We start from the raw sequence: 16,066 nt of genomic DNA, 5'->3' as shown, positions 1-16,066 counted from the left end.
AAAGGATACCGCACCGACAAGCAGGAAACCGTACAGGAGCTTGGTTGTTAAAGTTCTCTGTTTCATGTGTATTGATTAGTTTATTTTAGTTACTTTAATCCAGTCTATATACATCGATGCCGTCTGACCATCTTTTAAGGCTGTAATGCCTTCGATGTCATAGATACCGGTGAATGATCCGCCAACAGCAAGGTTAAACAGAATATAAAAGTCATTTTGAAAATATGGATTACCAGTAATGTCAAAACTATGAAATTTGACATCATCTACAGAAACATCAATCTTATTTTCATTCCAAGTAAGCGTATATGTGTGATATTTGCCGTCTTGCAAATTTGAACCGGCATCTCCGGCGAAATATTGCTGTTCATGTCCGGCAACATCAGGGCCATAATGGAGCGCGGTATTTACTCGCGTGGTACTTGTCCCGTTGGCGATACCTTGGGCATCTCCCATCTCCATTATATCTATTTCACCACAGGCAGGCCACTCCTGCTTATTGTTGCCCATCATCCAAAATGCGGGCCACAGACCATTTGCGGTCTCAGGCAGTTTTATACTTGCCTCAACCTTTCCATACTTGAAATACTTCTTGTTCTTGGTGTTCACGCGACCGGACACCACCTTGTTGCCGGTGCGCTTGGCTGTAAGAATTAGTACAGTCTTACCTTCGTCCTTGCCGACTTTGACCTGACTGGTACTATAGGATTGTAACTCTTGATTTGTCCATCCGGCTTCGTGTGTCTCTTTTGACCAGTAAGCGGAATTGAATGAATCAAAATCGTCAAAGAACACCACATCATCGACAGGTTCAACTACTGGCGGTGCCGGTGTCGGTTCATCTTCCGAGTCGCCACACCCTATTAAAGTCGCTACTGCGAACGCAGAGATAAACAAATGTTTGATATTGAAAAAGACCATGATATTGATTGGTTGGTATATTTACTCCCACATAGACCTTATATGGGTTTTGCAAAATTACCACCGTTCGTTATTATCAAGGTTTGATTACTGACATTTTGAGGTTTGTTTTCTGATATATTATGCTATTATTCAGAAAATCAGACATAAACACCTTAAACCTCGTTCAATTCTGTTCACAAAATTTACTTGGAGACACCCCGAAGTGTTTTTTAAAGATAGTGCTGAAATACTTAGAATTAGCAAAACCTGTCATCACAGCCACTTCTGTTACAGGTGTCTTTTGCTTAAGTAACTCAGCGGCTCGTTCAAGTTTCAGGATTCTTATAAATTCCTGAGGAGCTTTCCCTGTCAATGACTTCAGACGACCGAAGAACAGTGTTCGGCTCATTGCCATCTCTCGGCATAGATATTCAATGTCAAACTCGGTGTTTGATATATTTGCGATAATTATATCAACAGCCTTATCAACAAATGCCTTGTCCGATTGCCTTCGGTCAGTGTCGGTTCCTCGACGATTTGTGGGATTGTCTTCACTTCGACTACGTCACCCTCGGCTCTCATCAATGCAAGCCTCATAAGATATTCACGGATACGCTTGCGGTTGTGGAGCATACCTCTGACCTTGCTTTTGAGGATGTCAAGGCTGAACGGCTTGGCGATATAGTCATCGGCTCCTTTTTCAATGCCGTTCACAATCGCGTCATGAGTGGTTTTCGCAGTAAGTAAAATGACCGGAATGTCGGCGGTGTCAGGGTTGTTCTTTATCATGCTGCACAGCTCGTCACCCTGTATTCCGGGCATCATTACGTCTGAGATGATAATATCCGGATAGTGATTCTCAAGGAATCTTAGGGCATCCTCAGCCGAAATAGTTGACACGACATTATATTCAACCGAGAATGTTGCCGTCAGATAATTCCTAAGATCATCGTTGTCCTCGACAATCAACAATGTCTCATCCTTACTCTCAGAAACAGCGGATACTACGGGAGAAGGTATGCGTATTTCATTCAAGGCCTCATTCAGATTATTCGGATTCCAGTGAATGACAGGCTCGTCATAGATACGCTTGAATGAGATTGTAAAAGTGGTTCCTGCATTCTCTTTAGATGTAAAGCCTATGTTGCCGTTGAGCATTTCCACTATACGCTTGACCTGAAGCAGACCGAAACCGTTGCCTGTTTCTTGTGACGCTCTCGCATTCTCGGCTCTATAGACATTTGTGAATATGTTTTTCTGCTCTTTCTCAGGTATGCCTATACCATTGTCGGTAATCCTGATGACAGCCTTTGACTTGTTTGCGGTTAGTGACACCTCCACTTTGCCACCTTGATTGGTATATTTGCAGGCATTCGACATGAGGTTATCAAGCATGAGTTCAAGCAGATGTCTGTCAGCTGAAACCACTACCTGCTCATCGGGAACTTGCAGGTGAAGCGTGATGCCGCGCTTTTCACCAACATTATTGAAACAACTCAATTCCTCCGACAATAGATAATTAAGATTGATCGGCTCGATGTTGACCTTTGCTTTTCTCGAATCAATCTTTTCAAAATCGAGCAGCTGAGCGGTGACAGCATTAAGCTTTCGTATATTTGCGCCCGCCACATCGAGCAGATATTTAGCCTTTTCGGAAAGGCCGTCCTGTGTCTTCAGCTCTTCAATGGGCGACATGACCAATGACAATGGAGTGCGGATGTCGTGGGCTGTATTGATGAAAAATCTGATTTTGTCTTCGTCATGCTCTTTTCGCAATTGATACCATTTATACCTAATTATAAAATATATAATAAAGGCTATTATAGCCAGATAGCATATTCTGGCCCATATTGTATTCCACCACGGTTCTTCGACAGTGATGTCAATAGAGGTTTCATCTATGACTCGTCCGTCGCTTTTACGCAACGCTTTTATTTTTAGGGTATAATTGCCCGGAGGCACATTCCGGAAGCGGGCGTTACCGTCCATGGTCATTTCGCTCCAATCGTGGTCATACCCTTCAAGGATATGCTGATAAGCGATGTCATTGCGATAGTCTATGTTTATTGCCTCAAAATCAACATCAAACGAGTTATGACTGGCACTGAGCACTATATTCCGGTTTTGCAGCATCTCAAAAAGCTCCGGTATAATCTTGGCAGACTCCTCTTCGCTGATGCCGTCAATAGTGAATCGGGATATTCTCAATGGTGCGGAGTATTCAGCTACACTGATTTTGTCGGGCGACAGCCTGACTGCGCCTGCCGTACTGCCGAAAATCAAATCACCGTTAGATGTCCTTAAAATCGAGGACTTGTTATATTCTCTGGCAATTCCGTTGATAAAGTTAAGACTGGAAACTGTTGAATCGCCTATGATTGCGAGGCCGTTGCCTGTACTTGCCCAAAGGCGTCCCTTGTCATCATGCACAAGACCGTATATATCATTTGAGGGCAATCCGTCTGACATTTTTATCTCGCGTATGATTTTCCTGTTCTTATAATCATACAGGTTAAGACCACCACCTTCGGTTCCAAGCCATACTGTGGTACCTTTTGTGAACATCATCGGGATTATATATGCACTTACGTCGTGCTCTGACTGCTCTTGAAAATTGGCGTACCAGTTATAGCTGTTCGTGTCGGCATCGATGATATAAAATCCGTTGCCGGTAGCGACACCTATACGCTTCTCGTCAACGACACTGATTGACATAACGCCGTCTATCTCAAACCTATGATATAACGAGCCGTCGCTATTAAGGGCTACGAGGCAGCCGTGAGGAGAGCCGACCCATATCTTGCCATGACAATCAGTCTGTATTGCGAAGATATAGTTCGATGACAAGGCTCCATCGCTTTGTGTCCAGTGCCCCTTTATGTTTCCCGACAAATCCATACGGTATACGCCGTCGCCATAACAACCGGCCAGTACATTTCCGTTGCCGTCCTCACACAGCGACACAACGACTATTCCGGATAATGAATTTTTCCAGATTCCGGTACGGGGATTGTAAATGCTTATTCCGCGGTCAGTTGCATACCATATATTTCCGTCTGACGACTCTATGATATAATTCACATTGTTGTTGACAAGAGAGTTGGGATTGTCTTTTATATGTGTAATTATCTGTATGGGCGACTGCGACAGACTCACCATTGTCACCCCTCCGGTATAACTGCCAATCCACAGATTGCCTTGGCCGTCATTCAACAGTGCATATATGCCGTTGCCGGTAAATGAAAACTCCGGGGCGAGTTCCGTGTTGACAAACGTGGCCAGAGAGTTGGCCTTTACATTATAAGCCAGGACACCGCTGCCGTCAATACCTATGGCAAGCCTTTCCGGGCTAAGTTTGACAATAGAACGTATCGGCTTATGCAACAGGCTGTTTGTAGCATGGATTTGGGCAACACTGAAATCCGACAAATCAAGTTTATATAAGCCCTTGTTGAAAGCTCCGATATATAGGGCATCGTTTTCCTCATCGAAATACAGGCTCTGTATTTTGGTATCTTTCAGCAGACCAACATCTTTGACCGCATGGTCGTCACGCATGATTTTAAGTCCCGAAGATGTTGCTGCAAACAAATAACCTTTTGCAATAATGATGTCGTTGACAGCCGCGCCGGGCAGTATGGGGCGATAATCCTTATCTGACACGTATTTAAACAGGCCGTCATTGGTTGCATACAATATACTGTTGTCACTGCTCACCAGCATTTTGTTGAGCACAACATCGCTATGACTTAGGTCGGAAAGATTGCTCGTCAAAATAAACGAATCATATACGGGCGTATATTTGTGAATTTTGCCTGTACTTTCGTAGGCATACAAATCGCCCTCATTGAGATACAGCTGAATTATACGACCAGCTCTATCGCCATAGAACGAATCGCCTTCAAGAGAGTAATTCTTAAGAATCCTACCATTATACCTGTCAACCCCCGACTTGGTACTTATCCAGATAGCTCCTGACGCATCTTCAGCAAGCGAATACACCTTCTGACTACTGAGCCCCGTCGAGTTGTCAATACGCAGAACTTCTGAAATTACATGCTGACTTCCATAGCCTTTCTGTGCAAGAAACAGAAAAACCATGACAACCACTGTAATAAACAGCCCGTTCTTAGTGCTCTTTAGCGAAGTTGGCGTATAATCACCCATAATACTGCAAAGTTAGCTAAATTTCTCGACATTAGAGGATTTACAACTCAAAAACTTTAATAATAGCATAATAGCAAAAACAGACGCGTTGCCTCCGACACTATCATCTTCAGCCGTGTGGTATGAAAGTCCACGGCGGAGGTGGCGAGTCGGCGCTGTGTACGCAGGTAGATGTCATACTTGTCTATGAAGGAACGGTCGATAGCCGTAAACGGAATGTCCGACAACTTAGAAAAAGAAAAAATGCTTGCCGGCATGATATATGATGCCAATTATGATCCGTCGCTCATTGCCGAGCGTCTCGAATGCAAGGAACTTTGCCGTGACTATAATGACCTGCGTCCAAAAGACACCATAGGCCGCGAGCGCCTGTTGCGCCGCATTCTCGGCCATGTGGAAGACTCAATCCTGATCGAACAGCCCTTCTTCTGCGACTATGGCTACAACATAAGTGTAGGCAAAAACTTCTACGCCAATTTCAACCTCGTCATCCTTGACGGAGCCAAGGTGACATTCGGCGACAATGTCTTTATAGCCACGAACTGCGGATTCCACACCGCCGGTCATCCGATTGACCCGGTTGAAAGAAACAAAGGTCTGGAATATGCCCGGCCGATAACCGTCGGCAACAACGTATGGATCGGAGCATCTGTCACGGTACTGCCGAGAGTGCCATAGGTGACAACTGCGTGATCGGAGCCGGAAGTGTAGTGACAAAAGACATCACGGCCGGTTCTGTAGCCGTAGGTAATCCATGCCGCGTCATCAGGAAAATAGACGAACAGCAACCTTAAGCATCATGTTCTGACAAAAAATTCGTACCTTTGCATTGCTGATCTGAAGATGCGTTTTGTAATCCTCATCGGAGGGCATTATGATAATGCTGGATAAGATGACCGGGTAAAACCTCGATTCTTATTCAGCAATTTTTATGTTCACATTAGTCATAACCCCTTTTTTCTATCTTATGAAACGTGATGCCATTGATCTAGGGAATGTACATATCCCCACCCTCTTCAGAATCTATCTTGTGCCTACGCTGCTTGGAATGCTCGCACTTTGTGCGGTGACCGCAACGGACGGTATATTCGTAGGACGCGGATGTGGGAGCGACGCACTGGCTGCCGTCAACATCTGCATTTCGCCGACAATGGTGATGATGGGCATCGGACTGATGCTTGGCGTAGGAGCGTCTGTTGTTTCCTCACTCCATCTTGCCGCTGGCAACATCAAAGCCGCAAGACTGAACATCACCCAGGCCCTCCTTGTCGCAACCGTCCTCGCAGGGCTGTTTCTTATCGCCACTCTGTCATCTCCCCGTCACACCGCGCTGCTTTTAGGTAGCTCCGAATCGCTTATGCCGCTTGTCCTGGACTATATGCCCTGGATATTTGCCACGTGTGTGTTTCAGATCTGGTGTGCGATAGGCCTTTTTATTGTCAGACTTGACGGTTCGCCGAAATATGCCATGTGGTGCAACGTCCTGCCCGGCCTGCTGAATGTGATCCTCGACTATCTGTTTATCTTTCCGCTTGACATGGGAGTCCGCGGTGCGGCACTCGCCACATTTCTCAGCTGCATGACAGGCGGCGTCATGGTACTTGTCTATCTTGTGTTTCTCGCATCCGATCTCAGACCGGCTAAATTGAAAATCAGCCTGACCAGCCTGCGGCTGACTCTCCGCAACATAGGTTACCAGTGCAAGATCGGTATTTCAGCACTACTTGGCGAAGCTACTATGGGCGTTCTGATGCTGATGGGCAATCTGGGATTCATGCGCTATATAGGCAATGACGGCGTCGGAGCCTTCAGCATTGCCTGCTACTACTGTCCGTTCGCATTCATGATCGGTAATGCCATCGCACAGTCAGCACAACCGATCATCAGCTATAACTACGGACTCGGAGAGCGTTCAAGAGTGGTATCTACTGAAAAACTTGCCATCATCACCGCCCTGATATGCGGCGGGGCAGTCACCGCTTCTTTCAGTCTGCTGCCGGAACTTATGGTCGGCCTCTTTCTTGACACCCATTCCGAAGCGGCCTTGATAGCGATCGCCGGATTTCCGGTCTATTCTACTGCATTTGTCTTCTTCATATTCAATCTGACGGCAATAGGCTACTTCCAAAGTATCGAAAAAGCTCTTCCGGCAATAATTTTTGCTCTGCTGAGAGGTGTCATATTCCTTGTTCCGTCCTTTATTCTTGTTCCGAAGCTATTGGGCATAAATGGCATATGGATGGCTCTTTCTGTTTCAGAGATCATGACAAGCCTGTGCATTTCCGCGTATTATCTGTACAACAGACTCCGGCCTGGAGCTCATTCATAGAAATCACAGGAAAACAAAAGAATTTATTCTATTATCCGACTGTCCACTGCGGGGATTTGCGCCTGCTGAAGTTTGCTGAAAGCACCGGCGCAAACGGCGACGAAAGACTTCGCGCTCCAGACGGGCAACCCTTGACACAGGCACAGCATTTTATGCACTTTGCCGGATCTGACGAACGGCAGTCATCACTGACTGCATCAGCCGGACATACAGAGACACATTTCCCACACCCGCTGCAAAGCATCGGATCTATAAGCGGAACAAGCCTGACAGGATTCACTTTCTGTCCTTCGGAGTAAACTTTCACAAACGCCCTGAAATTAGCCAAAGACTCTTCCGGCAACGGTTCGTCATGCAGCACCGCCACATCCACCGGCCTCAGACCTCCGCTTTTCAAAGTCTCGCCAACAGCCTTGCCGAATCCGAATGCTTCATCAAGATCTGCCCGGTCCGGACGTCCGACAGCAATCGGGGTGTCAGGGCGCGAATAGGAATGCTCCCCGACAAAGGCTCCGGCCGCAACCGGCACAAAGCCAAGACCGGAAACAAATTCAGCCATATCTGAAAGCGCGTTCTCAAAAGCCCGGTTGCCATAAACTGCGATCAGCACACACGGAGTTGAATCTGCAACAATGTGTTTCATTCTTTCCTTTGCCATCGGAGCCATCCTGCCGCCATAGACAGGTGCTGCGATTACGGCCAGATCAGACCGCCTTAGGCTGATGCTGCCAGGCTGAAGCCCAAGAGTAAGATTGTGGAGAATACTGCCTGCCGCAGCCGTTCCGCTGATGCCGTCCGCAACCGAACGGGCTATTTTCAGAGATGTTTCTGTAGGCGAAAAAACGATATTGTGTAATTCCATTTCAAGAAGCAATATTATGTGATACCGGCAACCGATAGGGTCGAGACTGCAAATATACACATTTCCAATGAAAAAACGTCCGCCAGGATTCACATCTTAGCGGACGCATTGTTAAACACTTAACATCTTTTCTGCTCATAAACTAATCTTCTTTGTTATATATTATGTGTTTGTTGAAAGTATGAGCAATATGGATTATTCATAACGTATTGCCTCTATCGGGTCGAGATTCGACGCCTTCTTTGCCGGATACCAGCCGAAGAAGACCCCGGTGATCGTACACACGGCAAAAGAAAGTCCGACCGAATACATCTGAATATACACCGGCCAGTGGGCTATGACCGTGACAAGCCAGGAGGCAAGCACTCCGACCAATATGCCTATGACACCGCCGGTCACGCTTATGATGACGGCCTCGATCAGGAACTGCGAGAGGATGTCGATGCCACGGGCTCCAACTCCGTCAAATATTAAACCAACAGGCAAAAAAAATCCACGAACCGGCTCTTATCGGACATCCACACGGCTAAGACCCTGTTCACCAATATTTGTTAACGCCGGGGCGCTCAAGCGTCATGCAGATGTGTTCGCGCAGTAGGGGAGCAATGCGGTGGCATTGTGGCCGAAACATATTGTGCATAAATATGAGCCATAATGACACATCGGACTGCTGCCATTTTCGTATTTTTGCCATGCCGTGAACGTTTTAACATACCTTATAAAATTGCGCCGTGAATATGCTGCAAAACATATAACCGATCGCTTGAAAGTTATTGCAAAAAATCTAATTTTACAAACTAAAACCAAACCTTATGAAATTTACATATCTCACAGCATTCATCGTTGCCGGTGCAGCCTTGACTCTGACATCATGTGGAGAAAACAAAAAAACATCGGATCTTACAGAATCCGGACTTGACCCTGACAACTTCGTGACCACCGTCAACGGCAAGACTACCGGACTTTATACCCTGAAAAATAATTCCGGCATGGAAGTCTGCATCACCAATTTCGGAGGACGCATCGTCTCGCTGACTGTGCCTGACAGAGACGGAACCCCGACAGATGTCGTGCTGGGATTCGACAGCATCGCCTCATATCTCCCGGAAAACAATCAGACTGACTTCGGAGCTGCGATAGGCCGCTACGCCAACCGCATCAATCAGGGAAGAATGGTGATTGACGGCGACAGCATCAGACTGCCTCAGAACAACTTCGGCCACTGCCTGCATGGCGGTCCAGCAGGATGGCAATATCAGGTATATGACGTCATTGCAGCAAATGACAGCACTCTCGTGCTCGAAATGGACTCTCCTGACGGTGACAACAATTTTCCAGGTAACGTGAAAGCGACAGTCTGCTACACTCTCACCCCTGACAATGCACTTGACATAGCCTACAGCGCTGTCACCGACCGCCCGACTGTCATCAACATGACCAACCACTCCTATTTCAACCTCAGCGGAGACCCTGACAAAGCGATCACAGACCATCTGCTCTACATCAACGCTGCGGACTACACTCCTGTCGACTCAACATTCATGACCACCGGCGAGATAGCTTCTGTCAAAGACACTCCGATGGATTTCACCACCCCGCGTGCCATCGGCGAAAAAATTGATGAAACAGACTTCGAACAGATCTCAAACGGTATGGGCTATGACCATAACTGGGTACTGACCACAAACGGCAACGACAGCATTATCGCCGCCAGCCTCTACGCCCCTTCAACAGGTATCAGACTTGATGTGTTCACCGACGAACCGGGTATTCAAGTCTACTCCGGCAACTTTCTTGACGGCTCCGTCAAAGGCAAAAACGGCAAAGTCTACAACAAAAGGGCTGCCATATGCCTTGAATCACAGCACTACCCCGACAGCCCGAACAAACCTCAATGGCCGTCAGTGATTCTCAGACCCGGCGAGACGTACAGCAGCCATTGCGTGTTCCGTTTCGGAATTGAAAAGTAATTTTACACATATACTATTACTATATTTATACCATTACTATATTTAAATGTTGTTTAAAAACAATCTCTTATAACTCAGAATCTGACACTAAAAAATCATCAATTAAATCATGGCTCTATTAGACTGGATTGTCATCGCTATATTCTTCGTAGCGCTCATCGGCATCATCGTATGGGTGATGCGGCAGAAACAAAACAATGCCGAAGACTACTTCCTTGGCGGCAAAGACGCAACCTGGATTGCCATCGGCGCTTCGATTTTCGCCTCTAACATCGGATCGGAACATCTTATAGGCCTGGCCGGATCAGGAGCATCAAGCGGCATGGCAATGGCCCATTGGGAAATCCAGGGCTGGATGATCCTTCTGCTCGGATGGGTCTTCGTGCCGTTCTATTCCCGCTCTATGGTCATAACGATGCCTGAATTTCTTGAACGCCGCTACAACTCGGCCTCCCGAACCATTCTCTCGCTGATCTCTCTGATCAGCTACGTGCTGACTAAAGTCGCAGTGACGGTTTATGCCGGCGGACTCGTATTCCAGCAAGTGTTCGGCATCGACACTCTATGGGGCATAGACTTTTTCTGGATCGCTGCCATCGGCCTTGTCGTGATCACTGCCCTCTACACCATCTTCGGGGGCATGAAATCTGTGCTCTACACCTCCGTGCTCCAGACTCCGATCCTGCTGCTCGGATCAATGATCATCCTCGTGCTCGGCCTTAAGGAACTCGGCGGATGGGACAAGATGATGGAAATCTGTTCCTCGGTGGAAGTCAACCAATACGGTGACACCATGACTAACCTCATACGCGACAACCGCGATCCGCAATATCCCTGGCTCGGCGCCCTTATCGGCTCAGCGGTTATCGGTTTCTGGTACTGGTGTACCGACCAGTTCATAGTGCAGCGCGTGCTCTCAGGCAAAAACGAGCGTGAAGCCCGCCGAGGCACAATCTTCGGTGCCTACCTCAAACTGCTCCCGGTCTTCCTCTTTCTCATTCCCGGCATGATCGCCTTCGCACTCCATCAGAATCTCGGCGACTTCCTTCCGCTGACTGAAAACGGACTTCCAAACTCTGACGCCGCCTTCCCCACCCTTGTGGCAAAACTCCTTCCGGCCGGTGTGAAAGGCCTGATTGTATGCGGCATTCTCGCTGCGCTTATGTCATCACTCGCATCTCTCTTCAACTCCTCAGCCGCTCTGTTCACCATCGACTTCTATCAGCGCTTCCGTCCGAAAACCGACCCGAAAAAACTCGTGCGCATCGGCCAGGCCGCCACAGTTGTCATCGTGGCTCTCGGCATTCTCTGGATACCGGTCATGCGCTCCGTAGGCGATGTGCTATATCTCTATCTTCAGGACGTGCAGTCAGTGCTCGCCCCCGGCATCGCAGCAGCATTCCTCATGGGCATCTGCTGGAAACGCGCGTCAGCCCAAGGCGGCATGTGGGGACTTATCGCCGGTCTCGTCATCGGCCTGACCCGACTCGGAGCCAAAGTCTATTACAGCAATGCGACCGTAGTGCCCGGCAGCGACAGCAACCTCTTCCAATACCTGTTCTACGACACCAACTGGCTCTTCTTCTGCGGATGGATGCTGGTGTTCTGCCTCCTGGTTGTGATAATTGTCAGCCTCTTAACCAAAGCGCCTGACCAGGAAAAGATACGCGGACTTGTGTTCGGCACCTCAACTCCGGAACAGCGGGCCGCAACCCGCGCAAGCTGGAACCACTGGGATGTAATCCACACCGTCATCATTCTCGGCATCACAGCCGCTTTCTATTATTACTTCTGGTAATCTGGCGGACTGAACCTGACCAGCCGAATGATTGTTTATATTAAACTATACTCGTCTCATAAATGTTACAGGAACTTAAAGAAAAAGTCTTTCACGCCAATCTCGAACTGGTAAAGCAAGGACTCGTCATCTACACCTGGGGCAATGTCTCAGGCATAGACCGTGAAAAAGGGCTCGTCGCAATCAAGCCGAGCGGGCTCGACTATGACAAAATGACCGCTGACGATATGGTAGTGGTTGACCTTGAAGGAAATATCGTAGAAGGCAAGCTGCGCCCATCTTCTGATACCCCCACCCATCTCGCTCTCTACCGGGCTTTTCCGGCTATCGGCGGAGTTGTCCACACTCACTCCACCTATGCCACCGCCTGGTCACAGGCCGGCCTTGACATACCCAACATAGGCACCACTCATGCCGACTATTTCCACAAAGACATCCCCTGCACGGCCGACATGACAGCCGAAGAAGTCAGAGGTGACTATGAACTGGAAACCGGCAACGTCATCGTCAGACGCTTCGCCGACATCGACCCGACGGCCACACCGGCAGTTCTGGTAAAAAACCACGGACCTTTTACCTGGGGCAAAGATCCGGCCGATGCAGTCCATAACGCAGTTGTGCTCGAACAGGTCGCCAAAATGGCATTCATAGCCCGCACCATCAATCCGGCGCTGACCATGAATCCGCTCCTCATCGAGAAGCACTACAACCGCAAGCACGGCCCCGGTGCATATTACGGACAGGGCAAACAGGATTGAAAAACTGCAAGACGAATTCTTGCAATTCAAATAATACAGATAACACAGACAGAAAAAAACAAACTGATATGGCATTTGAAAACAACGAACTCTGGTGGATCACCGGAGCACAGCTCTTATACGGCGGCGACGCAGTAGTAAAAGTCGACGCACACTCAAAAGAAATGGTCGATGGTCTCAACGCCTCCGGCGTGATACCGATGAAAGTGGTCTATAAAGGCACAGCCAACTCTTCACGCGAAGTGGAAGAGATTATAAAAGCGGCTAACAACGACTCACGCTGCGTCGGTGTGATCACCTGGATGCACACATTCTCACCGGCCAAAATGTGGATTCACGGCCTGCAGCAACTCCGCAAGCCGCTGCTCCATTTCCACACACAGTACAATGCCGAAATCCCCTGGGAGACTATGGACATGGACTTCATGAACCTCAACCAGAGCGCCCACGGCGACCGCGAATTCGGCCACATCTGCGCCCGTCTGAACATCCGCCGCAAAGTAGTTGTAGGCTATTGGAAAGACAAGGCCATCCAGGAACGCATAGCCGTCTGGTCACGAGTGGCCGCGGCATGGGCCGACGCACAGGACATGAGAGTCATCCGCTTCGGCGACCAGATGAACAACGTGGCTGTCACTGACGGTGACAAGGTTGCCGCCGAAATGCAGTTGGGTTACCACGTGGACTACTGTCCCGTCAGCGAACTGATGGAATATCACAAGAAAGTCACCGAAGAGGAAACCAAGGCCCTCTTCGATACCTACCTCGCCACCTATGATTTTGACCCGAAAATCGCTGACGCCACAACTCCTGAACACAAATCGGTCTGGAATGCCGCCCGCGCCGAACTCGCAATCCGTGCCTGCCTCCAGGACAAAGGAGCCAAGGCATTCACTACCAACTTTGACGATCTCGGCACTGATGACATAAATGATCCGCACTTCGAAGGCTTTGACCAGATACCCGGCCTCGCATCACAGCGACTGATGGCTGAAGGCTACGGCTTCGGAGCCGAAGGCGACTGGAAATCAGCAGCCCTCTACCGCACCCTGTGGGTTATGAACCAGGGTCTACCCGGCGGGTGCTCCTTCCTTGAAGACTACACTCTCAACTTCGATGGCAATGAAAGCTCTATACTCCAGGCACATATGCTTGAAATCTGCCCTCTCATAGCAGAGCGTAAGCCTCGTCTTGAAGTGCATTTCCTCGGCATCGGCATCCGCAAGGCTCTGACCGCACGTCTGGTATTCACCTCAAAGCCGGGGCCCGGCGTCACAGCCACTGTCATTGACATGGGCAACCGCTTCCGCCTGATTGTCAACGATGTCGAATGTCTGAAATCAAAACCTCTTCCCAAACTGCCCGTAGCATCGGCTCTCTGGAAACCGATGCCCGACTTCGCCACAGGAGCCGCAGCATGGATTCTCGCCGGAGGCACCCACCACTCATGTTTCGCCTACGGTGTCACTCCCGAATACTGGGCAGACTATGCCGAAATGGCCGGCATCGAAATGCTTCACATCGACAAGGACACAACCATCGAGAATTTCAAGCGTGAGATGCGCATCAACGATGTCTATTACATGCTCAACAGATAAAATGCAACTTGATCCGAAAACAACAATCGAACAGGGCAAGGCGATCCTCGGAATCGAACTGGGATCCACCCGAATCAAAGCCGTACTGATCGACGGAGAGAACAAGCCGATAGCCCAAGGCTGTCATGAATGGGAAAACCAGCTCGCCGACGGGCTTTGGACCTACAGCACAGAAGCTATCTGGTATGGCCTGCAGGACGCCTATGCCGACCTGCGCGCAAATGTGCGCAAAGATTTCGATATAGAGATCGAACATCTTGCAGCAATCGGCGTCAGCGCCATGATGCACGGCTATATGCCATTCGGAGCCGACGGCGAAATACTCGTGCCCTTCCGGACCTGGCGCAACACCAACACCGGACCTGCCGCAGCCCGGCTGTCGGAACTCTTTGTCTACAACATCCCTCTCAGATGGAGCATCTCTCACCTATATCAGGCTATACTCAACGGAGAGGAACATGTGAAAGACATCGACTATCTGACCACTCTCGCAGGCTATATCCACTGGAAACTGACCGGCAGGAAAGTGCTTGGCGTAGGCGATGCCTCAGGCATGATACCCATAGATCCCTCCACCGGAAACTATTCGGCTGAAATGGTCGGCAAATTCGACTCGCTCATCAAAGACAAGGCCTACCCCTGGACTCTGACCGATATACTTCCTGAAGTGCTTTCGGCCGGACAGGATGCCGGAAAGCTCACGCCTGAAGGCGCCAGAAGGCTTGACGTGTCGGGCCATCTGCAGCCGGGCGCACCATTCTGCCCGCCGGAAGGCGATGCGGGAACCGGCATGGTAGCAACCAACGCCGTGTTGCAGCGCACCGGCAACGTGTCTGCCGGAACCTCGTCATTCTCAATGATCGTTCTTGAGAAAGATCTCTCCAAGCCCTATGAGATGATCGACATGGTGACCACACCTGACGGAAGCCTCGTCGCGATGGTCCACTGCAACAACTGCACATCCGATCTAAATGCCTGGGTCAGCCTTTTCAAAGAATACCAGCAACTGCTCGGAGTGCCCGTTGACATGAACGAGGTGTTCGGCAAACTCTATGAGAATGCCCTTAGCGGAGACCCCGACTGCGGCGGACTGCTTTCCTACAACTACTATTCCGGCGAACCTGTGACCGGCCTGACCGAAGGACGCCCGCTTTTCGTCCGTTCAGCCGCCGACAGATTCAACCTCGCCAATTTCATGCGCGCAAACCTCTACGCATCCGTGGCTGTGCTTAAAATCGGAAATGACATCCTTTTTAACGAAGAGAAAGTAGAAGTAGACCGTATCACCGGCCACGGCGGTCTGTTCAAGACCAAAGGCGTAGGCCAGAGAATACTCGCAGCGGCACTCAATTCTCCGATCTCCGTAATGGAGACTGCCGGCGAAGGCGGCGCATGGGGCATAGCGCTTCTTGCATCGTATCTTGTCAACAATGACAAAGGGCTGTCGCTTGCAGGCTTCCTCAACGACCGGGTGTTTCTCGGTGATGCGGGCTCTGAAATCGCCCCTGATCCGGCCGATGTCGAAGGCTTCAACCGCTACATCGAAACATACAGACAAGGTCTGGCCATTGAACATGCGGCCTGCGAAGCCAAACGATAATCCGGCTCCACAAGAACTGTCAAAACTATCCCATAAGAAGGACGGAAAGCTTTCAACAGCTGTCCGTCCTTCTGCTTTTTC

Annotated in this window: 10 protein-coding genes and 3 pseudogenes; 7 read left to right on the top strand and 6 right to left on the bottom strand. The window is 49.2% G+C overall.

Features of this window, described 5'->3' with window-relative positions:
* Positions 1-75: 75 nt before the first annotated feature.
* From FDZ78_RS10000 to FDZ78_RS14975, 4 genes and pseudogenes are all read right to left on the bottom strand, one after another.
* Complete coding sequence (locus tag FDZ78_RS10000; protein ID WP_124075577.1) at positions 76-921, bottom strand: family 16 glycosylhydrolase; 846 nt, start codon at positions 919-921, stop codon at positions 76-78.
* A 166-nt stretch (positions 922-1,087) separates the two neighbouring features.
* Positions 1,088-1,318, bottom strand: coding sequence for an AraC family transcriptional regulator (locus FDZ78_RS09995; RefSeq protein ID WP_136408493.1), 231 nt, complete (start codon positions 1,316-1,318; stop codon positions 1,088-1,090).
* A 53-nt stretch (positions 1,319-1,371) separates the two neighbouring features.
* The gene (locus FDZ78_RS09990; RefSeq protein ID WP_168182027.1) at positions 1,372-5,004 is read right to left on the bottom strand and encodes an ATP-binding protein; all 3,633 of its coding nucleotides are present in this window, start codon (positions 5,002-5,004) and stop codon (positions 1,372-1,374) included.
* A gap of 155 nt (positions 5,005-5,159) precedes the next feature.
* Positions 5,160-5,300: pseudogene (locus tag FDZ78_RS14975) on the bottom strand (phage integrase SAM-like domain-containing protein); the annotation flags it as partial.
* Here FDZ78_RS14975 and FDZ78_RS09980 point away from each other — a divergent pair.
* Together FDZ78_RS09980 and FDZ78_RS09975 are read left to right on the top strand one after the other, a co-directional pair.
* Positions 5,287-5,864 (top strand): annotated as a pseudogene (locus FDZ78_RS09980) (sugar O-acetyltransferase). The pseudogenes FDZ78_RS14975 and FDZ78_RS09980 overlap by 14 nt on opposite strands.
* Positions 5,865-6,037: 173 nt before the next feature.
* Positions 6,038-7,399 carry an MATE family efflux transporter gene (locus tag FDZ78_RS09975; RefSeq protein ID WP_124075574.1) on the top strand — a complete coding sequence of 454 codons (1,362 nt, stop codon included), beginning with the start codon at positions 6,038-6,040 and terminating at the stop codon, positions 7,397-7,399.
* A 31-nt stretch (positions 7,400-7,430) separates the two neighbouring features.
* Here the strand turns inward: FDZ78_RS09975 and FDZ78_RS09970 are convergent, their stop codons facing one another.
* Positions 7,431-8,261, bottom strand: a complete 831-nt coding sequence (locus tag FDZ78_RS09970; RefSeq protein ID WP_123400410.1) for a 4Fe-4S binding protein — start codon at positions 8,259-8,261, stop codon at positions 7,431-7,433.
* Positions 8,262-8,456: 195 nt separating this feature from the next.
* Positions 8,457-8,720, bottom strand: a pseudogene (locus tag FDZ78_RS09965) (ABC transporter permease); the annotation flags it as partial.
* 353 nt (positions 8,721-9,073) lie between these two features.
* Between FDZ78_RS09965 and FDZ78_RS09960 the strand changes: the two are divergent.
* The 5 genes from FDZ78_RS09960 (at position 9,074) to FDZ78_RS09940 (ending at position 15,985) form a co-directional block, all read left to right on the top strand.
* Positions 9,074-10,231, top strand: a complete 1,158-nt coding sequence (locus FDZ78_RS09960) for an aldose epimerase family protein (protein WP_107032744.1) — start codon at positions 9,074-9,076, stop codon at positions 10,229-10,231.
* A 109-nt stretch (positions 10,232-10,340) separates the two neighbouring features.
* On the top strand, positions 10,341-12,029 hold the full coding sequence (locus tag FDZ78_RS09955) for a sodium:solute symporter (RefSeq protein ID WP_124075573.1): 1,689 nt from the start codon (positions 10,341-10,343) through the stop codon (positions 12,027-12,029).
* A gap of 62 nt (positions 12,030-12,091) precedes the next feature.
* Positions 12,092-12,787 (top strand): L-ribulose-5-phosphate 4-epimerase, encoded by a 696-nt coding sequence (locus tag FDZ78_RS09950; RefSeq protein ID WP_123399346.1) that lies wholly within the window; start codon positions 12,092-12,094, stop codon positions 12,785-12,787.
* A 68-nt stretch (positions 12,788-12,855) separates the two neighbouring features.
* Positions 12,856-14,385, top strand: coding sequence for an L-arabinose isomerase (araA, locus tag FDZ78_RS09945; protein ID WP_124075572.1), 1,530 nt, complete (start codon positions 12,856-12,858; stop codon positions 14,383-14,385).
* Position 14,386: 1 nt separating this feature from the next.
* Positions 14,387-15,985: a xylulokinase gene (locus FDZ78_RS09940; protein WP_107032740.1), complete on the top strand. Its 1,599-nt coding sequence runs from the start codon at positions 14,387-14,389 to the stop codon at positions 15,983-15,985.
* Positions 15,986-16,066: the final 81 nt, after the last annotated feature.

This window comes from Duncaniella sp. B8 (genome assembly GCF_005304985.1).
Taxonomy (GTDB): Bacteria; Bacteroidota; Bacteroidia; order Bacteroidales; family Muribaculaceae; genus Duncaniella; species Duncaniella muris.
The sequence above is the reverse complement of the archived record's forward strand: the minus strand, read 5'-3'. Positions and strand labels throughout refer to the sequence as shown.

Coding starts and splice junctions, on each gene's coding strand:
- FDZ78_RS10000 (WP_124075577.1), bottom strand. CDS start 921: ATGGTCTTTTTCAATATCAAACATTTGTTTATCTCTGCGTTCGCAGTA.
- FDZ78_RS09995 (WP_136408493.1), bottom strand. CDS start 1,318: ATGGCAATGAGCCGAACACTGTTCTTCGGTCGTCTGAAGTCATTGACA.
- FDZ78_RS09990 (WP_168182027.1), bottom strand. CDS start 5,004: ATGGTTTTTCTGTTTCTTGCACAGAAAGGCTATGGAAGTCAGCATGTA.
- FDZ78_RS09975 (WP_124075574.1), top strand. CDS start 6,038: ATGAAACGTGATGCCATTGATCTAGGGAATGTACATATCCCCACCCTC.
- FDZ78_RS09970 (WP_123400410.1), bottom strand. CDS start 8,261: ATGGAATTACACAATATCGTTTTTTCGCCTACAGAAACATCTCTGAAA.
- FDZ78_RS09960 (WP_107032744.1), top strand. CDS start 9,074: ATGAAATTTACATATCTCACAGCATTCATCGTTGCCGGTGCAGCCTTG.
- FDZ78_RS09955 (WP_124075573.1), top strand. CDS start 10,341: ATGGCTCTATTAGACTGGATTGTCATCGCTATATTCTTCGTAGCGCTC.
- FDZ78_RS09950 (WP_123399346.1), top strand. CDS start 12,092: ATGTTACAGGAACTTAAAGAAAAAGTCTTTCACGCCAATCTCGAACTG.
- araA (WP_124075572.1), top strand. CDS start 12,856: ATGGCATTTGAAAACAACGAACTCTGGTGGATCACCGGAGCACAGCTC.
- FDZ78_RS09940 (WP_107032740.1), top strand. CDS start 14,387: ATGCAACTTGATCCGAAAACAACAATCGAACAGGGCAAGGCGATCCTC.